The organism is Pseudactinotalea sp. Z1732 (genome assembly GCF_049724975.1).
Lineage (GTDB): Bacteria > Actinomycetota > Actinomycetes > Actinomycetales > Beutenbergiaceae > CALKWS01.
Genome location: NZ_JBMPQC010000011.1, coordinates 1 through 21,012, shown reverse-complemented (window position 1 = coordinate 21,012; position 21,012 = coordinate 1). Strand labels below are relative to the sequence as shown.

General features: G+C 69.3%; 25 protein-coding genes and 1 tRNA gene. 10 read left to right on the top strand and 16 right to left on the bottom strand.

Going from position 1 to position 21,012, the window contains the following annotated elements; genetic code table 11:
• Window position 1: 1 nt before the first annotated feature.
• On the top strand, window positions 2–382 hold the full coding sequence (locus tag ACPL7H_RS16030) for a DMT family transporter (protein ID WP_424797800.1): 381 nt from the start codon (window positions 2–4) through the stop codon (window positions 380–382).
• A 32-nt stretch (window positions 383–414) separates the two neighbouring features.
• On the opposite strand, the gene ACPL7H_RS16025 is transcribed toward ACPL7H_RS16030, so the two are convergent.
• From ACPL7H_RS16025 to ACPL7H_RS16010, 4 genes are all read right to left on the bottom strand, one after another.
• A tRNA-Leu gene (locus ACPL7H_RS16025) sits at window positions 415–488 on the bottom strand.
• Window positions 489–568: 80 nt separating this feature from the next.
• The gene (locus tag ACPL7H_RS16020; protein ID WP_424797799.1) at window positions 569–1,933 is read right to left on the bottom strand and encodes an NAD(P)/FAD-dependent oxidoreductase; all 1,365 of its coding nucleotides are present in this window, start codon (window positions 1,931–1,933) and stop codon (window positions 569–571) included.
• A 61-nt stretch (window positions 1,934–1,994) separates the two neighbouring features.
• Window positions 1,995–2,849, bottom strand: coding sequence for a uracil-DNA glycosylase (locus ACPL7H_RS16015; protein ID WP_424797798.1), 855 nt, complete (start codon window positions 2,847–2,849; stop codon window positions 1,995–1,997).
• 24 nt (window positions 2,850–2,873) lie between these two features.
• The gene (locus tag ACPL7H_RS16010; RefSeq protein ID WP_424797797.1) at window positions 2,874–3,356 is read right to left on the bottom strand and encodes an aminoacyl-tRNA deacylase; all 483 of its coding nucleotides are present in this window, start codon (window positions 3,354–3,356) and stop codon (window positions 2,874–2,876) included.
• A gap of 73 nt (window positions 3,357–3,429) precedes the next feature.
• On the opposite strand from ACPL7H_RS16010, the gene ACPL7H_RS16005 reads away from it, so the two are divergent.
• Window positions 3,430–3,939 (top strand): DUF5946 family protein, encoded by a 510-nt coding sequence (locus ACPL7H_RS16005; protein WP_424797796.1) that lies wholly within the window; start codon window positions 3,430–3,432, stop codon window positions 3,937–3,939.
• 11 nt (window positions 3,940–3,950) lie between these two features.
• Here the strand turns inward: ACPL7H_RS16005 and ACPL7H_RS16000 are convergent, their stop codons facing one another.
• From ACPL7H_RS16000 to ACPL7H_RS15990, 3 genes are all read right to left on the bottom strand, one after another.
• A complete protein-coding gene (locus tag ACPL7H_RS16000; protein WP_424797795.1) occupies window positions 3,951–4,229 on the bottom strand; it encodes a type II toxin-antitoxin system RelE family toxin in 279 nt (92 codons plus the stop codon).
• On the bottom strand, window positions 4,226–4,504 hold the full coding sequence (locus ACPL7H_RS15995) for a hypothetical protein (RefSeq protein WP_424797794.1): 279 nt from the start codon (window positions 4,502–4,504) through the stop codon (window positions 4,226–4,228). The genes ACPL7H_RS16000 and ACPL7H_RS15995 overlap by 4 nt, the downstream gene beginning before the upstream one ends.
• 138 nt (window positions 4,505–4,642) lie before the next feature.
• On the bottom strand, window positions 4,643–4,894 hold the full coding sequence (locus ACPL7H_RS15990; RefSeq protein WP_424797793.1) for a Smr/MutS family protein: 252 nt from the start codon (window positions 4,892–4,894) through the stop codon (window positions 4,643–4,645).
• A gap of 151 nt (window positions 4,895–5,045) precedes the next feature.
• On the opposite strand from ACPL7H_RS15990, the gene ACPL7H_RS15985 reads away from it, so the two are divergent.
• Together ACPL7H_RS15985 and ACPL7H_RS15980 are read left to right on the top strand one after the other, a co-directional pair.
• On the top strand, window positions 5,046–5,678 hold the full coding sequence (locus ACPL7H_RS15985) for an ArsR/SmtB family transcription factor (RefSeq protein ID WP_424797792.1): 633 nt from the start codon (window positions 5,046–5,048) through the stop codon (window positions 5,676–5,678).
• Window positions 5,675–7,102, top strand: a complete 1,428-nt coding sequence (locus ACPL7H_RS15980; protein ID WP_424797791.1) for an MFS transporter — start codon at window positions 5,675–5,677, stop codon at window positions 7,100–7,102. The genes ACPL7H_RS15985 and ACPL7H_RS15980 overlap by 4 nt, the downstream gene beginning before the upstream one ends.
• Before the next feature lie 8 nt (window positions 7,103–7,110).
• Here ACPL7H_RS15980 and ACPL7H_RS15975 read toward each other — a convergent pair whose 3' ends face one another.
• The 7 genes from ACPL7H_RS15975 to ACPL7H_RS15945 all read right to left on the bottom strand — a co-directional run bounded on the left by ACPL7H_RS15975 (window position 7,111) and on the right by ACPL7H_RS15945 (window position 13,628).
• Window positions 7,111–8,073 (bottom strand): exopolyphosphatase, encoded by a 963-nt coding sequence (locus tag ACPL7H_RS15975; RefSeq protein ID WP_424797790.1) that lies wholly within the window; start codon window positions 8,071–8,073, stop codon window positions 7,111–7,113.
• A gap of 91 nt (window positions 8,074–8,164) precedes the next feature.
• A complete protein-coding gene (locus tag ACPL7H_RS15970) occupies window positions 8,165–8,656 on the bottom strand; it encodes a DUF501 domain-containing protein (RefSeq protein ID WP_424797789.1) in 492 nt (163 codons plus the stop codon).
• The gene (locus tag ACPL7H_RS15965; RefSeq protein WP_424797788.1) at window positions 8,653–9,036 is read right to left on the bottom strand and encodes an FtsB family cell division protein; all 384 of its coding nucleotides are present in this window, start codon (window positions 9,034–9,036) and stop codon (window positions 8,653–8,655) included. Before ACPL7H_RS15965 ends, ACPL7H_RS15970 begins: the two co-directional genes overlap by 4 nt.
• Window positions 9,037–9,413: 377 nt before the next feature.
• Entirely contained in the window at window positions 9,414–10,694 is a 1,281-nt protein-coding gene (gene eno, locus ACPL7H_RS15960; protein WP_424797787.1) for a phosphopyruvate hydratase, read from the bottom strand.
• A 142-nt stretch (window positions 10,695–10,836) separates the two neighbouring features.
• A complete protein-coding gene (locus ACPL7H_RS15955) occupies window positions 10,837–11,571 on the bottom strand; it encodes a MazG family protein (RefSeq protein WP_424797786.1) in 735 nt (244 codons plus the stop codon).
• A complete protein-coding gene (locus ACPL7H_RS15950; protein ID WP_424797785.1) occupies window positions 11,541–12,080 on the bottom strand; it encodes a hypothetical protein in 540 nt (179 codons plus the stop codon). The genes ACPL7H_RS15955 and ACPL7H_RS15950 overlap by 31 nt, the downstream gene beginning before the upstream one ends.
• Window positions 12,081–12,167: 87 nt before the next feature.
• Window positions 12,168–13,628, bottom strand: coding sequence for a PQQ-binding-like beta-propeller repeat protein (locus tag ACPL7H_RS15945; protein ID WP_424797784.1), 1,461 nt, complete (start codon window positions 13,626–13,628; stop codon window positions 12,168–12,170).
• A 192-nt stretch (window positions 13,629–13,820) separates the two neighbouring features.
• On the opposite strand from ACPL7H_RS15945, the gene ACPL7H_RS15940 reads away from it, so the two are divergent.
• Genes ACPL7H_RS15940 through ACPL7H_RS15920 form a run of 5 tightly spaced genes read left to right on the top strand, consistent with a single transcriptional unit; the run spans window position 13,821 to window position 19,599 of the window.
• Entirely contained in the window at window positions 13,821–14,540 is a 720-nt protein-coding gene (locus ACPL7H_RS15940) for an NUDIX hydrolase (protein ID WP_424797783.1), read from the top strand.
• On the top strand, window positions 14,537–15,856 hold the full coding sequence (nadA, locus tag ACPL7H_RS15935; RefSeq protein ID WP_424797782.1) for a quinolinate synthase NadA: 1,320 nt from the start codon (window positions 14,537–14,539) through the stop codon (window positions 15,854–15,856). Before ACPL7H_RS15940 ends, nadA begins: the two co-directional genes overlap by 4 nt.
• Window positions 15,853–17,574, top strand: coding sequence for an L-aspartate oxidase (locus ACPL7H_RS15930; protein WP_424797781.1), 1,722 nt, complete (start codon window positions 15,853–15,855; stop codon window positions 17,572–17,574). The genes nadA and ACPL7H_RS15930 overlap by 4 nt, the downstream gene beginning before the upstream one ends.
• Window positions 17,574–18,428 carry a carboxylating nicotinate-nucleotide diphosphorylase gene (nadC, locus tag ACPL7H_RS15925; protein ID WP_424797780.1) on the top strand — a complete coding sequence of 285 codons (855 nt, stop codon included), beginning with the start codon at window positions 17,574–17,576 and terminating at the stop codon, window positions 18,426–18,428. The genes ACPL7H_RS15930 and nadC overlap by 1 nt, the downstream gene beginning before the upstream one ends.
• A gap of 16 nt (window positions 18,429–18,444) precedes the next feature.
• Window positions 18,445–19,599: a cysteine desulfurase family protein gene (locus ACPL7H_RS15920; protein ID WP_424797868.1), complete on the top strand. Its 1,155-nt coding sequence runs from the start codon at window positions 18,445–18,447 to the stop codon at window positions 19,597–19,599.
• Window positions 19,600–19,686: 87 nt separating this feature from the next.
• Here ACPL7H_RS15920 and ACPL7H_RS15915 read toward each other — a convergent pair whose 3' ends face one another.
• A complete protein-coding gene (locus tag ACPL7H_RS15915) occupies window positions 19,687–20,226 on the bottom strand; it encodes a hypothetical protein (RefSeq protein WP_424797779.1) in 540 nt (179 codons plus the stop codon).
• 37 nt (window positions 20,227–20,263) lie between these two features.
• Here ACPL7H_RS15915 and ACPL7H_RS15910 point away from each other — a divergent pair, with 37 nt between their 5' ends.
• A complete protein-coding gene (locus ACPL7H_RS15910) occupies window positions 20,264–20,401 on the top strand; it encodes a toxin-antitoxin system HicB family antitoxin (protein ID WP_424797778.1) in 138 nt (45 codons plus the stop codon).
• A 296-nt stretch (window positions 20,402–20,697) separates the two neighbouring features.
• Here the strand turns inward: ACPL7H_RS15910 and ACPL7H_RS15905 are convergent, their stop codons facing one another.
• Window positions 20,698–20,928, bottom strand: coding sequence for a ribbon-helix-helix domain-containing protein (locus ACPL7H_RS15905; protein ID WP_424797777.1), 231 nt, complete (start codon window positions 20,926–20,928; stop codon window positions 20,698–20,700).
• Window positions 20,929–21,012: the final 84 nt, after the last annotated feature.

The window sequence follows — 21,012 nt, the reverse complement described above, 5'->3', positions numbered from 1 at the left end:
GATGGCATGGTTCATCCTGCTCATCAGCGCGGTCTTCGAAGCGGTCTGGGCCACGTCCCTGGGCATGTCCGAGGGGTTCAGCCGCACCGGTCCCACCGTCGTGTTCCTCATCACCCTCACCATCAGCATGATCGGTCTGGGGTGGGCGGCGAAGACCATCCCGATCGGTACGGCGTACGCGGTGTGGACCGGGGTGGGCGCAGCGCTCACCGTGACCTACGCGATGCTCACCGGCACCGAACCGGTCTCGGCGGTCCGGATCGTGCTCATCGGGGGGATCATCGTCGCCGTCGTCGGCTTGAACCTCGCTCCGTCGGGTGCGGCGGCACACGACGGCGAGGAGCCGGTGCCGAACGGGGCTCCCGCACCGCCGGCCGTCTGACCCCGGGAACCGCGTTCGTCCCCCACAGTGAGTGCCCCCGCCGGGACTCGAACCCGGACTGAACCGATTTTAAGTCGGCTGCCTCTGCCGATTGGGCTACGGGGGCCGTCGCCACGTGAGCGCACGCCCAACGATAGAGCCCCCGGGGACCGTCGCTGGACCCGGGTGCGGGCCTTCGAACGCGGCTCAGGAACCTTGCGCGTTCCGCACACTCGCCGCAGCCTGCAGAAACTCCTCCCGGGGCGTCTGCAACCGGCCCAGGGCCACGATGTCACGCCGGAACAACAGGGCCATGGTCCAGTCCAGCACGATCCGCACCTTGCGGTTCACCGTCGGCATCGCCGACATGTGGTAGGTCCGGTGCATGAACCATGCCAGCGGGCCGCGGAACTTCAGCCCAAGCACCTCGGCCACCCCCTTGTACAGGCCGAGCGAGGCCACGGTGCCCAGGTTGCGGTGGTTGTAATCCTCCAGCGGCTCCTGGGCGAGCAGGTGCGTCATGTTCTTGCCCAGGTGGGTGGCCTGGCGGATGGCGTGCTGGGCCGTGGGGGCACAGGTGGTGATCCCGGGCGCGGACAGGTCCGGCACCGCGGCGCAGTCGCCCGCGGTCCAGGCGCCCTCGACCACCTGATCGTCCGCGTCGCACACCTGCAGGGTGGGGAGAGCGCGCACCCGGCCGTTCTCGGTCAGGGGCAGGTCGGTCCGGGCCAGGACCGGGTTGGCCTTCACCCCGGCGGTCCAGACCAGCGTGTCGCTCTCGAACGCAGTGCCGTCGGAGAGCACGATGTGTCCATCCACGCAGGATTCCAGGAACGTGTTCAGGTGCACGTCGATGTTGCGACTGCGCAGCTGCTCCAGTGCGTATCGGCCCAGGTCCGCCCCCACCTCGGGCAGGATCCTGCCGGTGCCCTCCACCAGCACGAACCGCAGATCGTCGGGGCTGATGGAGTCGTAGTAGCGGCAAGCCTCCCGCGCCATGTCCTCCACCTCACCGATGGCCTCGGACCCGGCGAACCCGCCGCCGACGAAGGTGAAGGTGAGCATCCGCCGCCGGGCCTGCTCGTCCCAGATGGAATCGGCCTGATCCATCATGGTCACCACGTGGTTGCGGAGCGAGATCGCTTCCTCGATCTGCTTGAACCCGATGCCGGTCTCGGCCAGCCCCGGAATCGGCAGCACCCGTGCGACGGCCCCGAGCGCGAGGACCACGTGGTCGTATCCCACCGTGTAGGCCTCACCGCGGGACGGCTCGATGGTGGCCCGACGAGCGGCGTGGTCCAGCGAATGCACCCGGCCGGTCAGGATCGTGGTGCCACGCAGGAGCCGGCGGTGGGAGGCCACCACGTGCCGCGGTTCGAGGGAGCCGGCGGCGGCCTCGGGCAGGAAGGGCTGGTAGGTCATGTACGGGCGCGGGTCGACCACCGCGATCGCCACCTGGCGCCTGCCCATACGTTTGCGGATCTGCCGGGCGGCGTGCAGGCCGACGTAGCCTCCGCCCAGGATCAGGACGCGGGGTACTTTGCGTGGAGATCGAGCCGTGGTGGCGGACATATCCCCACGATAGGGCAGTGCGATGCCGCTGTCGTGGGCCCGGCGGAGCAGTCGGCGACCGCTACGGGCTCGGTGGTGGCCCGCACGCGGCGATGGCTTCGTCCAGCATGGCCTCGGTGAGGCGGCCGGTGAAGGTGTTCTGCTGGGACACGTGATAGGAGCCGACGACGGCGACCGCCCGCTGCGTCGTCGCCGATCCCTTCGTGGGGGGTGCTACGGGTGCCTTCGCGCCGTGGCCGAAGGCCGGGCGGGGCCGGGGTACCTGCCAGCCCAGGGCGGATAACGCGGTGAAGGTGGCGTTCCAGGCGATCTGGCCCAGGGCAAGGATGCCGGTGACCGAGGGGGTGACCAACTCGATCTCCCGGCGCAGCCAGTGCGCGCAGGTGGCCCGCTCGGCGGGGGTGGGGGCGTTGTCCGGTGGGGCGCAGCGCACCGCGGCCACGATCCGGGCCCCGGTCAGTTCCAGGCCGTCTCCGGCGTGGCGGCTGGTGGGCTGGTTGGTGTAGCCGGCTCGGTGCAGGGCCGCGAAGATCCAGTCACCGGAGCGATCACCGGTGAAGACCCGTCCGGTGCGATTCGCCCCATGGGCGGCCGGGGCCAGGCCCACGACCAGCAGGTGCGGGTCCTGGTCGCCCAGGCCCGGGGCGGGGCGTCCCCAGTAGGGCTGGTCGGCGTAAGCGCGGCGGCGGGTGCGGGCCACGTCCTCGCGCCAGTCAACGAGCCGAGGGCAGGCCCGGCAGACGCTGGAGCGGGCATCGAGTTGCTCCAGGGTGCGGGTGGAGGCTGCGAGTTCAGCGACCTGCTCGGCGTCGCGGGCCCGGCGGGTACGCGGGCGCGCCGGGTCCTCCGGCCAGCCGGTTCCGGGTGGTACCGGGGAGGGGAACGGCTCGCCGGTGATGGGATGGGGACGTTCCATGTCTGCCTTGGCTACTCCGCCCAGTTACTCCGGCTCAGTGACGTCGACGACCTGCGCTTGGAGGTGATGCACCAGTTGATCAGCGTCAACGGTGGCGGCGACTCCGTGCTCCCCCGCGCCGATGGAGACCATCCGGCCGGTCAGGGTGACATCGGCGATGACCGGCAGCGTCTGGGCGGAGCCGAACGGTGTGATCGCTCCGCGCAGGTAGCCGGTGACGTGGTGGGCCTGGTCGGCGTCGGGCATGGACAGCCGGCTCACCCCGAGCACCGCGCGCAGTTTCGGCCAGGAGATCGTGCGCAGCCCGGGAACGAGCACGAACAGGTAGTCGCCCTTGCCGCGCCGCACGAGCATCGTCTTGACCATGTCCTGCGGAGCCACTCCGCGCGCTGCGGCGGCCTCGGTCAGGGACTTCACCGGCCCGTGCCTCCGCAGGGTATGGGCCAGGCCGGAGGCCGCCAGCGCCTGCACCCCGGGGCCGTCCTGGGACTCGTTCATGTCGGTCATCCTCCTCACCTTACGCCCGGGGTCGGGCACAAAAATGTTCCCACCTGGCGCAGCCGCGCGGCATCATCGCCCCATGCACCTGCGCACTGACCAGGCTGCGGCCGACTGCCCTGAGTGCGGGGCCGCCGCTGCGGTGCCCTGCGCCGAACTGTTCGATCGCGTGCTGGCCCTGGATCACTCCCGAGCCGCGCCGTGGGGCCCGCTGCACGGTGTGGTGGTGTGCTGCTACCGGCTGCAGCATCCCTCGACCTTCGCCGTCGGGCAGGAGCAGACCATGCTGGACCTGTTGCGCACCTACCGCGACGGCGGTCCGCAGGCACTGGATCGGTGGACCGCCGGCGCGCGGCGCGCGAACTCCCACCGGCGCTCCACGACGTCTTCGGGTCCGCAGCCGTCGAAGCCGGCGCAGACCGCCCCTGGCCCCGAGGTCGCCGCTGAGCACCGGACCACTCGGGAACGTCGCGCGGGCCGGTTCGACGTCACGATCGCCGATGTGGCCGTCGATGGCACCTTCCCCGCCCATGGGCACGCCGATCGGGTCCGCGCTTGGGCGCAGGCGACACTGCGGGGGTGGCAGGGCTGAGCCGGGCCCGTTCACAGATTCCGATAGGCCTCACGGCGGTGGGCTACTCGAAGCATAACGACGATCAGTTGGTCGTTATCGATCGCATACACAACCCGATATGCACCGATCCGGATACGCCACAGACCCGGATGACCCCTGAGTTGCCGAACGTCGGCCGGCCGTGGATCATCGGCCAAAGCCATAATCGCCCGGTATACCCGGCGGCCGACGGGTTTATCCAGCCTTCTGAGTTCCTTACGCGCCCGGGCGTCAAAGACGATCTCGAAACCGGGTGACCCCGGGCTCACAGACCGAGGTCTCCTGCGACATCCTCTGCGGAGACGACCTCAGCGTCGCCTGCGCGGACTTCATCCCACCGCTGTTGGGCGATCCGTCCGTCTTCTCGGTCGAGCATTTCCTCGTAGGCCTCAACCAAGTCGATCGGGACGATCGCAGCAACCCGTTGGCGGCTGCGCCCCCGGGTCACGTAGGTAACCTCGTCACCGTATGTCGCTCGATTCACACGGTCGGAGAATCGGTCACGAGCTTCGGCAACGCTCAACTCGGTCGAGTCAGCACTCATGACCTCAGTTTACGCCAACTACGCCAACTACGCCAACTACGCCAACTACGCCAACTACGCCAACTACGCCATATTCATCAACTGGGCCATGGTCGCTCGTTCGCGACGCCATGGCGACGCGTCGGCTGCCGCTGTGGCTCAGTGCTTGAAGTGCACGAAGACCCGGCCGAAGTTCTTGGAGTCCTTCTCCACCCGGTGGTAGCGGGCCTTGATGTCCTTGCGGTTGAGGAACCGCAGTACCCGCTTCTTCAGTTGCCCGCTGCCTTTGCCCGGGATGATCTCCACGGTCTTGGTGCGGGTGCGTTCGGCCTCATCGATGACGTCCTCCAGCGCCCGATCGATGTGGTGCCCCTTGTTGTAGATGTCATGCAGGTCCAGCTTCAGAGCCACCACTCCTCCTCAACGGATCGCCGGGCACCGCCGCGCGCGGCGCCCTACCAGCATGCCACGGCTCCCGATGGCGCCCGCTGGGCGATTAGGGATGTGCTGACTGCCCCGCACATCCTTGACATGATGGTCGGGATTAACCGACTATACGGGAATGACCGACCATACGAGTGATGCCGACCATAGTGGTCTACCCGACTACGATCTGCCCGATGCCCTGGAATTCTCCCGCCCGGAGCAATACCGCGCGCTGTTCGAGGACACCAGGCTGCAGATCGTCAGCGCCCTGAGCGAGCGTGCCGCCACCACCTCCGAATTGGCCGAGGCGCTCGACAAACCCAAGGGCACCATCGGCCACCACCTCAGGGTGCTCTCCGACGCCGGGCTGGTGCACGTGGTGCGCACCAAGAAGGTCCGCGCCCTGGAAGCGAAGTACTACGGTCGGACCGCGCGGGTGTTCTGGTACCACCGCATCGCCGAGGGCGCCGGGGCCGACGAGCGCGCCATCGGCACGGCGGCCACCGAGCTCGCCCAGGTCCCGGCCCAGCAACGCCACGAGGTGTTCGCGAACATCCGCCACGCCCGTATCCCCGCCGAACGCGCCGAAGCCTTCAGCACCCGCCTGCAGGACCTCCTGCTCGAGTTCGCCGAGGAACCCAGGGCGGGCCAAACCACGTACGCCCTCGCGGCTGCCCTCTACCCCACCACCCGCCGCCCGCTGACGGCGGCGGAAGAGGGCAGAGCGCGGTCTTCCGAGACAGAGCACATCGGAAGGTCCGCACCATGAACGACGCCCATCAGCCGAGCAGCGACGGTGCTGCGAGCCCGAGCCAGGTGCACGCGCAAGAGCCCCAAGCACCCACCCCGGAGGCGCCCACGAGCGAACACCGCCTCGGCGCCAACTACTGGAAACTCTTCTCCGCCTCGGCCCTGACCAACCTCGGCGACGGGCTGATGGCGATCGCCGTGGTCTGGCTGGCCTCAGCCCTGACCCGCGATCCGTTATGGATCACCCTGGTCGGCCTGGCGTCCCGACTACCCTGGCTGCTGTTCTCACTTCCGGCTGGGGTGATCACCGACCGGTACGACCGGCGCTACCTCGTCGCAGCCATGGACGTGGCGAGGTTCGTCGTCGTCGCCGTTTTCGCCGTCGTCCTCCTCCTGCACCAGGAAGGCCTGCCCACCCCGGCCGAACTGGCCGCCGGAGCTCCCGAACCGGCCCAGTCCACCCTGTTACTGATCGCCCTGATCCTCATGGCGCTCTTGCTCGGGTTCGCCGAAGTTCTGCGGGACAACACCGCCCAGACCCTGCTGCCCTCCATCGTGGACAAGCGGCTGCTGGAGAAGGCCAACGGGCGGATGTGGGGCGCGGAGACGGCCCTGAACAACTTCGTCGGCCCACCCCTGGCCGGGTTCCTGGTGGCGATCGCTATCGCCATCCCGTTCGGGGCCAACGCGGTGTTCCTGGCCATCAGCGCAGTGCTGATCTTCTCGTTGAAGGGCAGTTTCCGGCCCCGCGGCGCAACCGTGCAACGCAGCAAGCGGATCGCCTGGCGCGCGGAGATCGGCGAGGGCTTCGGATGGCTGTGGCGCCACCCGGTGCTGCGCGCCCTGGCGCTGTTGCTGGGGGCGAGCAACCTGGCCGGCGCGATCGCCACGGCACTGTTCGTGCTCTTCGCCCAGGACGTACTGGGACTCTTCGACGGCTGGCAGTTCGGGCTCCTGCTCACCGGCATCGCCACCGGCGCCATCGCCGGCTCCCTCGTGGCCGAGCGCGTCGCGGCCGTGCTGACCGAGGGACGCTCGCTGCTGTCGGCGATGATGACCTTCGGCCTGGGGTACACCGCGATCGGGCTGCTATCCTCCGGCCTGGCGGTGTGGGCGGTCTCGGTGCTGATCGGGTTCGCCATCGTGCTGTGGAACGTCATCACCGTCTCGCTGCGCCAGCGCATCATCCCCGACCACCTCCTCGGCCGCGTCAACTCGGTCTACCGGTTCTTCGGCTGGGGCACCATGTCCCTGGGCGTGCTGGTCAGCGGCCTGCTGGTCACCTGGTTGGAACCCGGGCTCGGCAGGGAGTGGGCGCTGCGCACCCCGTTCCTGGCCGCTGGGGCGCTCAGTGCACTGTTGCTGCCCTATGCCTGGACGCGCGTGAACACCTCCGCGATCGAGGCCGCCAAGGCAGTGGCGGAGGTCGGCGACGACGCCTGAGGATGCTCTCAGGCCAGCGACAGCGCGATGCCGTCCAGGATGTCGTGCTCGCTGGTCACCACCGGCTCCAGCACGCCACCGGCCTGGGCCACCCGCTGGTCCACCCGGTCCAGCACCCGGTCCCACACCAGCGCCCCGGCGCCGATGACGTCCACCCGGCCCGGATGCATGTAGGGCAACTGTGCGCGCTGCTCACGAGGCATCCGCAGCAACTCATCGCAAGCCATCCTGATCTCGGGCACAGCCAGGCGGGCCCCGTTGATCCGGTCCCGGTCGTAGGACGGCAGGTCCAGGGCATGCGCGGTGACGGTGGTGATGGAACCGGCCACGCCGACAACCGAGCGCACCCGGCCCAGATCGACGCGCTGCTCGGCACAATCGAGCGCGGCGTCGATATCGGTGCGGGCCGCCTCGATCTGCGCACGCGTGGGCGGGTCGGAGTGCAGGTGCCGCTCACTCATCCGCACGCACCCCACGTCCATCGAAGCGTCCGCGTGCTGGGTCGCGCCGGTGCCGCTGACCAGTTCGGTGGAACCACCGCCGATGTCCACCACCAGCCGGACCCCTGCTCCGCCGTCCGGTTCCGTGCCGTTCTCGAGCACACTGATCGCCCCGGTGAAGGACAACCGCGCCTCCTCCGCGCCGCTGATGATCTCCGCCTCCACCCCCAGGCGCTGGTGCACCCCGGTGAAGAACTCCTCCCTGTTGGACGCATCCCGGCTGGCCGAGGTGGCCACGAACCGGATCGCCTGCACCCTGTGCTCCTCGCACAACCGGGCATACCCGGAGGTGGCCTCCAGGGTCCGCTGCAGCGCCTCCGGGTCGAAGCGCCCGGTACGGTCCACCCCCTGGCCCAGCCGGACCACCTCCATCAGACGCGTGATCTCGTGCAGGCCGGACCCGTCGTCGACGTCGGCGATGAGCAGGCGGATGGAGTTGGTTCCACAATCGATGGCGGCGACGCGTTTCACCCGGACAGCCTGCCAGATCGTCGGCGTGCCTTCACCCCCGGCGGCCACCGCCGGCCCGCGGGCCGGGCACCGGTGCCGTAGTGGGCGCGGCTCAGCAGTGGCAGCGCGCCGGGCTCCACACCTCGGCGAGTAGTTCCAGGGCTTCATCGCCCAACGGATTCACCCCGGGCCCCTCGGCGAGGGAGTGCGCCACCAGGACGTGCAGGCATTTGACGCGGGTGGGCATACCTCCGGCGCTGATCTTGTCGATCTCGGGGACATCGCCGAGTTCGGCACGCCTGCGCAGGTACTGCTCGTGGGCGCGGGCGTAGGCGGCGGCCAGATCGGCATCGGTGGCCAGGCGCTCGGTCATCTCTTTCATCACGCCCCGGCTCTCCAGGGTGGAGGTGGCCGCCACGGCGGCGGGGTGGGTCAGGTAGTACATCGTGGGGAAGGGGGTGCCATCCTCCAGCCGGGGTGCCGTGCGCACCACCAGGGGCCGGCCACACACGCAGCGGGCCGCGATCGCCACCACGCCGCGCGGGACCCGGCCCAACTGCTCGGCCAGCGTCACCAGGTCGGCTTCGGTTACCGGCCCGGTCATTCCTCGCCCGCCTCACCGGCCACCCGCAACGAGTCGGTCACGGTGATGTACCAGGGCCCCACCTGGGGCATCATCACCGGGCCGTCGCCGTCGGGATCGGACTCCACCTCTTCGCCGGTCACGATCTCGGGGTCGACCACCAGGTAGGCGGTCTCCCCCGGGTAGACGAACCCGAGTCGCTCGCGGGCCTGGGCCTGCACGTAGGCGGGGTCATCCCATCGGTCCAGGGTGCGCTGCAACTGGACGTTGCGTTCCTCGGCGGCTTCGATCTGGGCCACCAAGGTGCGCTGCTGCTCGGCCTGGGTGACGTAGGCGCGCAGCGTGGGAGTCACCACGATGAAGGCCATCAGGACCACCAGGAACAGCACCAGCGTGCGCACCGTGATCTGCCGCGGCGGCGGTTCGGGATCGACGACGGCGGCTCGGCCGGCACCCCGTTGGGGGACCCGGGCGGTCTTGCCCGGACTGAGCCCCGGCTGGGGCGCCGAAGGGCCGCTGCGGCCCCGCCGGCCCCGGGTGGTGGTGTCGGTCCCGCCTCGCTGTTTCGACCCCGGGGCGCGCGAAGGCGCACGAGGGGCACTCGGGCGGCGGGCATTCACCACAACATCGTCACGCACCCGCGGGGCAAAAGCCGCGAGCCGGCGGTGGAGTGTCGCACCCCGCTACCGACGCCGAACGCGGCGTTGGCCGGCTCTCGATAGATCGGAACCGGGCCAACGCCGCGTTCGCGGGGGATGCTCAGCCGTCGGAGCCGGCCTCAGGCTTTCGCGCGCGGGAACGCCGACGCACCGGCGTAACGGGCGGCGCTGTCCAGTTCGTCCTCGATGCGCAGCAACTGGTTGTACTTGTTGATGCGTTCCCCGCGGGCCGGCGCACCGGTCTTGATCTGCCCGGCGTTCACCGCCACCGACAGGTCAGCGATGGTGGTGTCCTCGGTCTCCCCGGAGCGGTGGGAGACCATCGCGGTGAACCCGTGGCGCTGAGCCAGGGAGATCGCATCGAAGGTCTCGGTCAGGGTGCCGATCTGGTTGACCTTCACCAACAGCGAGTTCGCGGCCTTGGTCTCGATGCCGCGGGCCAGGCGCTCGGGGTTGGTGACGAACAGGTCATCACCCACAATCTGCACCTTGTCCCCGACCTTGGCCACCAGATCGCTCCAGGAGTCCCACTCGTCCTCGCTCAGGGGGTCCTCGATGGACACCAGCGGGTAGTCCGCCACCAGTGTCGCGTAGTAGTCGATGAGTTCGGCCGGGGAGATCGCCTTGCCCTCGAAGTTGTAGGCACCATCGGCGAAGAACTCCGTGGCCGCCACATCCAGCGCCAGGGCGATATCCGAGCCGGCCTTGAAGCCGGCCTGCTCGATCGCGACCAGGATCAGGTCCAGCGCGGCGGTGTTGGACTCCAGGTTCGGCGCGAAGCCGCCCTCGTCGCCCAGGCCGGTGCCCAGGGAACGGGACTTCAGCACCGACTTCAGTGCGTGGTAGACCTCGGTGCCCCAGCGCAGCGCCTCGGAGAAGGTGCCCGCACCGACCGGTGCGATCATGAACTCCTGGATATCGACGTTGGAGTCGGCGTGCGAGCCGCCGTTGAGGATGTTCAGCATCGGTACCGGCAGCAGGTGCGCGTTCGGGCCGCCCAGGTAGCGGAACAGCGACAGATCTGCCGCTTCGGCGCTGGCACGCGCGGCAGCCAGGGACACCCCCAGGATCGCGTTGGCTCCGATGGTGCCCTTGTTCGCGGTGCCGTCCAGGTCGATCAGGGTCTGGTCCAGGAACCGCTGGTCGGCAGCGTCCAGGCCGAGCACCTCCGGCGCGATCGTCTCGGTGACCGCGGCCACGGCGTCCTGCACGCCCTTGCCCAGGTACCGGGTGGTGTCACCGTCGCGGCGCTCCACCGCCTCGAACGCACCGGTGGACGCCCCGGAGGGTACGGCGGCGCGAGCGAAGGAGCCATCGTCCAGGGCGATCTCGACCTCAACGGTCGGGTTGCCGCGTGAGTCAAGGATCTCGCGGGCACCCAGGGCCTCGATAGTGGCCACTATTCACTCCAATTCATCGACAACATAAGCACGGTCCGCCCCACACGATAGTGCGCCGAGCCCTCTGCGCGCACTGCCCGGCTCCCCACGCGGGGTAACGGGTGGCAACCGAGGCGGGTGTGGACCTGGAGACCGGCAGCAATCAGCCCTCAGCGCGACGCACCTGCTCCTCCAGGTGCCGGATGCGGCCTCGCAAGGCCGCCTCGGCGTCAACGCCCTGGCGGTGCGCGGCGCGGACCAGATCCAGCAGGTCCGCGCCGATCTGCTCGCTCACGGCGTCATCCGGCCCGGCGGTGTCGGCATCAAGCACCAACCCCGCCTTGTCCACCCGGCTCAGCACTTTCTGTGCCCGGGCCAGGGCCGGTAGCGACGCCGGGATCCCCTCCAACACCGAGGCTCGGCGTTGCTGGGCCGCCTTGAGCACCTCCCACTGGTCGGTGACCTCCTGCGCGGACAGGCCGCGCTCGCCGTCGTCGGTGAAGACGTGGGGGTGGCGGTAGGTGAGTTTGTCCACCAAAGCGGCCGCGACATCGTCGATGTCGAAGCCGTCCTCGGCCTCGGCGGCGATGCGGGCATGGAAGAGCACCTGCAGCAGCAGGTCCCCCAGTTCTTCACGCAAGTGGTCCGCCTGGCCGGACTCTGCGGCCTCGGCCAGTTCGTGGGCCTCCTCCACCGCATAGGGCGCAAGCGAGGCGTGCGTCTGCTCGGCATCCCACGGGCAGCCGCCCGGAGAACGCAGCCGATCCATCACCGCCACTGCGCGGAGCAGGCCGGTACCGACCGGCTGGGTGCCGTTCATACGCACCGGCCCCACCCCCTCCTGCGCCTGCTCGAAGGGTCCGGGGATCAGGCCGACTCGACCGGGTTCAGAATCCACTCCGGCTGCACCGGCGTGGGTCCCGCATCCGGGGTCCATTCACCGTACCGCGGGCTGAGTTCGACATTCAGACCCGCGAACTCCTCCTGCAGGTCCGCCCCGATGGCGGGACCTTCGGTGGAACTGCGAACCGCGCTGTCCAGCAGCAGGTAGCGACCCACTGTGACGGTGCCGGCGTCGTAGCCGCCCTCGGCCACCTGTTGCCCGCTGGAGGCTGCTTCACCGATGAGGAAGTCCTGGGCCTCATCGGCCGAGACCGAGACCCCGTAACGGGAGGAGACCTGGATCATCGTGGGAGCCACGATCAGGATCTGCAGCACCGCCTGGGAGTTCACCGGCTGCCCGAGCACCTCGCTCAGTTCGGAGGAGGCCACGGACAGGTCGTTCTCGCTGATCGTGCGCCCGTCCACCACCGCGGCGGTACCGGGCCGTGCGGAACAGGCGCCGAGCGCCAGGACAGCGATGAGCAGGGCACTGATGACCTTGAGCAAACGGGCGGTCGGAACCACGGCAGGACCTTTCGTGAACATCGCGGACTGAGCACATCGTAGGCGCGCCGGGGCCCTGCGTGCGCAATCCCGGCGGGCCTAGCCAGTCTACGGCTCCGGTTCGGGCAGGGGCACAACCCGGTCACCGATCTGCAGCAGCCCATCGGTCAGCCGGCCCATTCGGTCGCTGACGAGCAAGTCTCCGTGCCCGTCGTCCCCGAGCGCCAGATTGACGGCGTGGAACCGTCCGAAGTGGTCATAGACATGGCCGCTGGCTGCTTGCGGCTGCGGGGGTGGGACATCCGATTTCATCGTGCCGTGCACCCCCAACCTATCGACGAGCGGGAACCGCCGGTCCAGGGTGATGGACGCCGCGGTGGAGGTGTTGAACAGCAGCGGCCCACCCTCATCCCGACGCAACGCTAGCCATGGTGATCCGTAGTGACTCCGCTGCGGAGACGGAGCCAGGGCCCCGTCGGGCCAGGCGTGACGTTGCTCGGCCCCGGTCGTGGGGTCGATGATCCAATAGCCCTGCTGGTCCACCACTCGCAGGTGCCCGTCGACCGCGGCGTAGAACAACAGGCCGGGGGTGGACAGGGTGGCCCGCCACAGCGCTTCCCCCGCCACCGACTGCGCCGAGACACCGAGTTCTGCGCCGGTTGGTTCGAGGTGGATCACCACATCGTCGATCAGTTCGTAATCCTGACGGTCCGTACCGGGGTCCGGCAAGGTGAGGTGTTCTGCGCCAGTGGCCAGTTCGACAAGGGTGAGTTCCGCAGCGGCCTCGTGATGCTCGATCAACGCGTAGTCGGCACCGTGGATCAGTTGGAACCAGCCGACGGCTTCTGCGTCGGAGTTTCGGTCCAGTCCACGGGAGTTCATGGCCAGCGAGCCATCGGTACGCCATACCTCGGACCCATCTGTGCGGTCCAGAGCAAGGACCTCGCGCTCGTACCCGCCGAAGGTGCTCAGCGTGAACACCAGGACATCCTCAGTCACCCGCCCCAGGGTGAGGCCACGGCCGGGGTCGGCAGTCCACCGTAGCTCTCCGCGCTCGGCATCCAGCAGCACCACCCGCTGGTCACCAGGGAGGTCCAGCAACAACGACCAGAAGATCAGTTCAGCCCCGTCGCCGGTCGCCCAGTGGGTGTCCAGAGACAACTCGGTATCGGGGATCTGCCACATCTGCTCGCCGGTCTGTGCCTGCCAGCCCTGCAGCGTTCCCCGAGGATCGAGGGTCACCGCTACCGTTCCGGCCCGTGCCACCAGGTCATCGTCCGGCCCTACGTGCCAACCGGGCGTGCGCCAGGGCTCCAACCGGACCGCGTTCAGGCCACCTGCCACCACCAGGACGGCAACCAACCCGCCGGCCAACAGCCGGTACCGGCGATGCGATCCGGGGGCGCTCGAGGCAAGCATCAGGCCCGCACCGATGAGGATCAGCCCGGTGAGCATCGCCCACCATCCGCCCGGCCCCCACAGCGCGACGCTCGCCACGATGGCGCCGGTGGCCAGGACCACAAGAGCGCTGATGATCCATCGTCGGTGTGGGCCCCTGGTGAACCGCACCCACGCCCCTGCGCGATCGCTACCGCCAGTCGTCACGGGCCCCCTTCCGGCTCGATTGGTCACACGCTAGCAAGTCCGGTGCCTGAATCGGGCCGATATAGAAGGCCCTGTACATTTTGTAAGTGTCTGTGCGACACTAAGGCAATCGACTTCTTATAGTCACATCTACCATTACTGTGGTGAGGAGCGCCCATGGACACCGGGTCCGCGATCGACCTCGCCGTATCCACGGTGATCTTCGCGCTGCGCAGCAACGACCCTCTCCAACCGCGCGGTGAGCCGACGGTGTGGATCCCGCTGGTGCGCCGCCTGCGCGCGCCCTATGACAACCACTGGGCCCTGCCCGGCGGCCCCTTGGCCGCCGATGAAGGACCCACCGGCGCCGCCCGGCGGGCGCTGCACTCCACCACGGGCCTGCAGCCCAAGTACCTGGAACAGCTCTATACCTTCGGCGACCCCGAACGCTCCCCCGGCGCCACCCGGGTGGTCTCGATCGTGTACTGGGCCCTGGTCGGGATCGACGAAGTGACCCACGCCCCCGCCCGGCAGAACGTGCGCTGGCTACCCGCCGATGACCTGCCCACCCTCGCCTTCGATCACAACCTGATCGTCGACTACGCCTTATGGCGGCTGCGCACCAAGGTCTCGCACAGCCGGATCGCGCACGCCTTCCTGGGCGAGACCTTCACTCTGGCCGAACTTCGCGAGGTGCACGAGGTGGTGCTCGGTAAGCGTCTGGACCCGGCGAACTTCCGCCGCCAGGTGCTCACCTCCGGGCACGTGGTGGCCACCGATGAGATGCGCACCGGCGGGCGGCACCGCCCGGCGCGCCTTTACCGCTACGACGAGTCCATGTCCATGACCGACCACGGGCCGCTGGGGCCCGTGCTGCTCTCCGAGAGGACCTCATGACCACCGCCTCCGTCGACATATTGATCCAGGGTGTGCGCTCCGGCGCCACCGATGACGAAACCTGCTCCGACGACCTCGCCCAGGGACCGTGGGCCTTCGATCCGGGCGGATACGGCCCCGGTGCCTCGATGGGCGACGTCCTGCCCCCGACCGCCCCGCGCCAGGGTGAACTTCCGGCCGAGTACCGCGATGCACCGGTCGATGAGTTGCACGGACGCATCCGCGCGGCCCGCGCCGAACTCGGTGAACGGGTAGTGATCCTCGGCCACTTCTACCAGCGCGACGAGGTGATCATCCATGCCGACTACGTGGGTGATTCCTACCAGCTCGCCAAGGCCGCCCGGGCCCACCCGGAGGCCGAGGCGATCGTGTTCTGCGGCGTGCACTTCATGGCCGAGACCGCCGATCTGCTCTCCGGCCCGGAGCAGTCGGTGATCCTGCCGAACCTGGCGGCCGGCTGCTCGATGGCGGATATGGCCGACATCGACCAGGTGGAGGACGCCTGGGAGCAACTGCGAGATCTTTACGCCGAGATGGACCGCGTCGATCAAGACAAGAGGGCCGACGACGACGGAACTCACCCTGACCCGTCCCGCGTCCCGGTCGTCCCGGTGACCTACATGAACTCCGCCGCCTCCCTGAAGGCGTTCTGCGGGCGCAACGGCGGCATCGTGTGCACCTCCTCCAACGCCGACACCGTGCTGCGCTGGGCGTTCGAGCGGGGCCAGCGGGTGCTGTTCTTCCCCGACCAGCACCTGGGCCGCAACACCGCCAAAGCCATGGGGGTGCCGCTGGAGGCGATGCCCACGTGGAACCCGAACCGCCCCCTGGGCGGCAACGATGCGCAGACGCTGCGTGATGCCCAGGTGGTGCTCTGGCACGGCTTCTGCTCGGTGCACCGCCGGTTCACCACCGCCCAGATCGACAAGGCCCGCGCCGAGCACCCCGACGTCCGGGTGATCGTGCACCCCGAGTGCCCGATGCCGGTGGTCGATGCCGCCGATGAGTCCGGATCCACCGACTACATCCGCCGGGCCATCGAAGGGGCCACCGAGCCCACCACCTTCGCCATCGGCACCGAGATCAACCTGGTCCAGCGTCTGGCAGCCGAGCACCCGCAGCACACCATCTTCTGCCTGGACCCGGTGATTTGCCCATGCTCGACGATGTACCGGATCCACCCCGGCTACCTGGCCTGGGTACTGGAAGCACTGGTGGACGGACAAGTGCTGAACCAGATCTCGGTGCCCGCCGAGGACGCGGGGCCCGCCACGGTGGCGCTGGAGCGGATGCTCGCCGCGAGGCCCGGTACGTGACCCGCCCCCGAGTGGTGGTGGTCGGCTCCGGGATCGCCGGGCTGCTGTGCGCCCTGCGCGCCAGCACCACCTGCGAGGTGACGTTGATCAGCAAGGGGCCGCTGGAGTTGAGCAACACCTCCCTGGCCCAGGGCGGCATCGCCGCAGCCATCTTCGACCGGGACAGCCCCGGTGCGCATGCCGCTGACACGATGCGCGCCGGCGCCGGGCTGTGTGACCGCGAGGCGGTACAGGTGCTGTGCACCGAGGGCCCGGAGCGGATCGCCGACCTGCTCAGCGCGGGAGTCGCGTTCGACACCGACGCCGACGGCCTAGCGGGTGGGCTGGAAGCGGCGCACTCTCATCCCCGGATCCTGCACGCCGGGGGCGATGCCACCGGCGCGCACATCACCGCAGCGCTGATCGCTCGGTTGCGTGAACAGGGCCAGGTCCGCGTGCTGGAGCACACCCTTCTTACCGAGATCCGCACCGAGCACGGCCGGGTAGCCGGCGTGGAGGTGCTCATGGCACCACCACCGGCGACCGATCGGCAGAAGCGTTCGAACCAGCGGTCCGCATCCGCGGCACAGCATTCGGGGCCTCGGCGTTTCTTGCCCGCCGACGCGGTGGTGCTGGCCACTGGAGGCGCGGGGCAGTTGTACGCCCACACCTCCAACCCGGCGGTTGCCACCGGTGACGGTGTGGCGGCTGCCCTGCGCGCCGGCGCGCAGGCAGCGGATCTGGAGTTCTATCAGTTTCATCCCACCATCTCGGCGATCGGTGGTTTCCTGATCTCCGAGGCGGTCCGCGGTGAGGGCGCGGTGCTGCGGGACGCCACCGGGCGGCGCTTCATGACCAAGGTGCACCCCGATGCCGAACTGGCCCCGCGCGATGTGGTGGCCCGGGCCGTCGCGGCCCAGATGGCCACCCAGGGCGGGGCCCCGGTCCTGCTGGATGCCACAACGCTGGCCGATCGGCTGACCACCCGGTTCCCCAGCATCCACGCCGCGGTGCTGACCACCGGGCTCGACTGGCGCACCGAGCCGGTGCCGATCACCCCCGCGGCCCACTACGCCATGGGTGGGGTGAGCACCGACCTGCACGGACGCGCCAGCATCCCAGGCCTTTACGCGATCGGTGAGGTCGCCCGCACCGGGGTGCACGGGGCAAACCGGCTCGCCTCGAACTCGTTGCTGGAGGGCGCGGTGTTCGCCCACCGGGCGGCCACCGCGCTGACTGCGCCCCCGTCGTCGTGGACTTCACCTGCCAAGCACTCGGCGGGTCCGGCCCTGACGAACCATGCCGAGGTCTACCCCGGTGGCCACTCCGCCACCGATCCCCGCCTCCGCGCGGATCCGGGCCACCCTGGCGCTCAGAGCCCTGCTGACTCCGGTCTGGACCCCACCGACGGCACCGCGTTCTCCCGCGGGGCCCTGCAGCACCTGATGTGGGACGCCGTCGGCCTGGTTCGCACCGGCGCCGGACTGCGCCGGGCCCTGGACACCCTGGATACCTGGTCGGCCACGATGCCGCTGCCGCGCACGATCGCCGACCATGAGGACGCCAACCTGCTCCTGCTCGCCCGGGCCACCACCGCCGCGGCGTTGGCCCGGACCGCCTCGGTCGGGTCGCACTACCGTGCCGATGCCCTCGCCGGGCCACTGAGCCCTCCGGACGCGACATCGGCACACCACAGCGCCGATAACCGCGCCGCCACCCCGACCCTGGTGAGGACCTGATGCTGACCGCCGCCCTGATCGACCCGATCGTCCGCGCCGCCCTGGCCGAGGACGCCCCTTGGGGCGACCTGACCTGCGCGACCGTGCTTCCGCCGTCGGCCACCGCAACCGCGGAGTTGGTGGCCCGCACCGGTGGCGTGCTGGCCGGCGGGCAGGTGCTCGCCGCCGCATTCACCCTCACCGACCCCGCCGTGCAGGTCACACTCATGACGGCCGACGGCGAGCAGTTCGTGGCCGGGGACACCCTCGCCCGGGTGCAGGGCCCGGCTGCGGCGGTGTTGCAGGCTGAGCGGATCGCGTTGAACTTCACCCAGCGGCTGAGCGCGATCGCCACCACCACGTCCCGCTATGTGGCGGCGGTGGCCGGGACCGGGGTGCGGATCGCCGACACCCGCAAGACCACCCCGGGGCTGCGCGTGCTGGAACACCATGCGGTGCGGGCCGGCGGTGGGCACAACCACCGGTTCGGGCTCTCCGATGCGGTGATGCTCAAGGACAACCACCTGGCGGTGCTGACCGCCGCCGGCCTGGATGTCACCGAGGCTCTGCGGAAAGCACGCAGGCGGCTCGGGCACACCGTGCACCTGGAGGTGGAGGTGGACCGTCTGGACCAGATCGAGGCCGTGCTGGCCGCGGGAGTGGACACGATCATGTTGGACAACTTCAGCCTGGAGCAGTTGCGTCAGGGCGTCGCGTTGATCGATGGCCGGGCGATCGTGGAGGCCAGCGGCAACGTCAGCCTGGACACCGTCGCCGACATCGCAGGCACCGGGGTGGACGTGATCTCGGTGGGGGCCCTGACGCACTCGGTGGCGGCCCTGGACTTGGGCCTGGATGTGCAGGTGTCGGCATGAAGGCCGGCCAGTGAGTGTGCTGCACCTGGACGATGCCGCCACCACCCCGGTGCGCCGGGAGGTCCTGGAGGCGATGTGGCCCTACCTGACCGCCGAATTCGGCAACCCCTCCTCCACCCATGACCTGGGCACCCGCGCCCAGGACGGGCTCACCCGGGCCCGCCGAGCCGTCGCCAGTGTGCTGGGCGGGCGGGCCGCGGAGATTACCTTCACAGCCGGTGGTACCGAAGCGGCGAACCTGGCGATCAAGGGCTTGGCGCTGGCCTGCCCGCGGGGGCGGCATCTGGTCACGTCCCCGATCGAGCACGAGGCGGTCACCGCCTCGGTGGACTACCTGGTGCGCCACCACGGCTTCGAGGTCTCGATGGTGGCGGTGGACTCCGACGGTGTGGTGACCCCGCGGGCACTGGAGCAGGTGCTGCGGCCCGATACCACCCTGGTGAGCATCGCCTACGCCAGCAACGAGATCGGCACGGTGCAGGACCTGGCCGCTCTGGTACCCCTGGCCCGCGAGGCCGGGGCCCTGTGGCACACCGATGCGGTCCAGGCCGCCGGGTGGCTGGATCTGGACGTGCGGGCCCTCGGCGTGGATGCGCTGACCCTCTCCGGGCACAAGGTCGGCGCGCCGAAGGGCAGCGGCGCCGCGTTCATCCGGGGCCGGCTACCAGTGGAACCGGTGATCCACGGTGGCGGGCAGGAGAACGGCCGCCGTTCGGGGACAGAAAACGTGGCCGGAGCCGTGGGCCTAGCCACCGCACTGGCGCAGGCCGAGTCCGAACGTGCCGAGCACGCAGGGGTCGTCACAGCCCGCCGGCAGGCATTCATCGATGCGGTACTGGCGGCGATCCCGACCGCAATCCTCACCGGCCACCGCGAGCGCCGCCTGCCCGGGCATGCCTCGTTCTGCTTCCCCGGCACCGCCGGTGAGGCGGTGCTGCTGGAACTGGAGCGCCGCGGGGTGCGGTGTTCGTCCGGGTCGGCGTGCGCGGCGGGCAGGGACGAGCCCTCACCGGTGCTGCTCGCCCTGGGGCTGTCGCCGGAGGTGGCCGGCACGGCAGTGCGGATGACCTTCGGTGCCGCGGTGACCGAGCCCGACCTGGATCGCACCGTGGCGGAACTGGCCGAGTCAGTCCGGGCGTTGTCCGTGCTCGGGCAGGGCGCCCCACGCTGAACCTGCCTGGTCAGCGCAGGTGTGGACTGAGCGATCCCAGGAGCCGTTGCCGCTCATCGCGTGACGACGGTCGCAGGCGCTGGTGACTCACCCTCCGGTGAACATATTGATCGCCAGTGGGGCGTCGACGTCGTCACATGCGGTATCGAGTGCTCCCTTGGCCTCATTCCAGTCAGGCGACCTGACCCCGTCGACTTCCAGCCCTGCACCGGCCGGTACCACGGGCACGATCACCTGCAGATCGGCGATCGCCCGACTCACGTCGCTATCGCCGTCCGACGGCAGACGATCCAGCACCCGCGTGGCCAGTCTGTACCACCCCTGCTGCTCCTGGGCCTCCATTCGGTCCTCATCGAGCCCCACATTCGCGTTCTCCAGGATTGTCAGCACATCACCGAACGCCGTACAGAGCGCCACATCATCCATAGCAGTATCGCCCGAGGCCTCGGGTACATCCTCATCGTGCTGTTGAGCGGCAACCGGAGCAGTGTCGTCCCGAGCCGCTTCCGCACCCCCGCCAACACTGCACGCGGTAAGGACTGCCCCCACGATCACCGCCGCCGAGAGACCAGCGATCCTGTTCAGTCGCATCCCCGCCACCCCTTCGTAGTCCACGTGTCGATTCATCGACCTGCGCTCGAACGACGAGGACGTTCCCGAGCCGTTGTCATCGCGGTCCTACTCTAGCAAGTTCAACCTGCGGGTCGGTGAGCGCCTGCACCGCAAACTCGCGATGGAGGCCGCCGACGAGCAACTCAGCCTGAACCAGTACGTCGTGCGGCGCCTCAACGAGGCCTCCTGACCACCGCAGATCACGAAGCCGGCGCGGCTTGAACGCGCTGACGACGCGCTACTTGTAGCCGCCTGTGCGTCCCGGCCGGATGTCATCGCGCGCACTTCCGCGGTGTGGGAAGTTGGTCAGGCCCCCACAGTAGGTGACGATCGCCTCGGTGTAGCGGTCAGCGACTGTGGTAAGGCGGCGTCGGCGATGTAGCCGTACAGTTCCTCAAGGTGTTCGATGGCTTCGTGCCGGAACACGACGCGGTAGCCGTTCACCGGCGCGCGGCGTGCCTTGCCGCAAGCTGAGTGCGAACATCGTCAGCCGGTCGCGACATCGTTGGGATCGGCCACCAGCGCGCCGTAGGAAGCAACAACCTCCTCGCGCTGGCACGCTTCGACCGCCTGGTCGCGAGCGAACAGCGCACGCCAACCATCCCGGATGACCTCGCACTTACTGGCGTACGCACCAGATCGCACCCGCTCACGCAGAACATCGGCCATGTCGTTGGGAAGGGTGACGCTCAACTGTCGTGTGGTCCGCACGATCAACCTCCGATCCTCGATAGGACTCCGTCCCTACTCCGGTCGGGCTCCGGTGTTCGACGCCGTCAGCGGTAAGCCATAGCGTTAGCC

Excerpts from the sequence above, each read along its gene's own strand:
- ACPL7H_RS16015 (WP_424797798.1), bottom strand. The coding sequence starts at position 2,849 with ATGGAACGTCCCCATCCCATCACCGGCGAGCCGTTCCCCTCCCCGGTA.
- ACPL7H_RS16020 (WP_424797799.1), bottom strand. The coding sequence starts at position 1,933 with ATGTCCGCCACCACGGCTCGATCTCCACGCAAAGTACCCCGCGTCCTG.
- ACPL7H_RS16005 (WP_424797796.1), top strand. The coding sequence starts at position 3,430 with ATGCACCTGCGCACTGACCAGGCTGCGGCCGACTGCCCTGAGTGCGGG.
- ACPL7H_RS15985 (WP_424797792.1), top strand. The coding sequence starts at position 5,046 with ATGACCGACCATACGAGTGATGCCGACCATAGTGGTCTACCCGACTAC.
- ACPL7H_RS15970 (WP_424797789.1), bottom strand. The coding sequence starts at position 8,656 with ATGACCGGGCCGGTAACCGAAGCCGACCTGGTGACGCTGGCCGAGCAG.
- ACPL7H_RS15940 (WP_424797783.1), top strand. The coding sequence starts at position 13,821 with ATGGACACCGGGTCCGCGATCGACCTCGCCGTATCCACGGTGATCTTC.
- ACPL7H_RS15980 (WP_424797791.1), top strand. The coding sequence starts at position 5,675 with ATGAACGACGCCCATCAGCCGAGCAGCGACGGTGCTGCGAGCCCGAGC.
- ACPL7H_RS15995 (WP_424797794.1), bottom strand. The coding sequence starts at position 4,504 with ATGAGTGCTGACTCGACCGAGTTGAGCGTTGCCGAAGCTCGTGACCGA.
- ACPL7H_RS15915 (WP_424797779.1), bottom strand. The coding sequence starts at position 20,226 with ATGAATCGACACGTGGACTACGAAGGGGTGGCGGGGATGCGACTGAAC.
- ACPL7H_RS16030 (WP_424797800.1), top strand. The coding sequence starts at position 2 with ATGGCATGGTTCATCCTGCTCATCAGCGCGGTCTTCGAAGCGGTCTGG.
- ACPL7H_RS16010 (WP_424797797.1), bottom strand. The coding sequence starts at position 3,356 with ATGACCGACATGAACGAGTCCCAGGACGGCCCCGGGGTGCAGGCGCTG.
- nadC (WP_424797780.1), top strand. The coding sequence starts at position 17,574 with ATGCTGACCGCCGCCCTGATCGACCCGATCGTCCGCGCCGCCCTGGCC.
- nadA (WP_424797782.1), top strand. The coding sequence starts at position 14,537 with ATGACCACCGCCTCCGTCGACATATTGATCCAGGGTGTGCGCTCCGGC.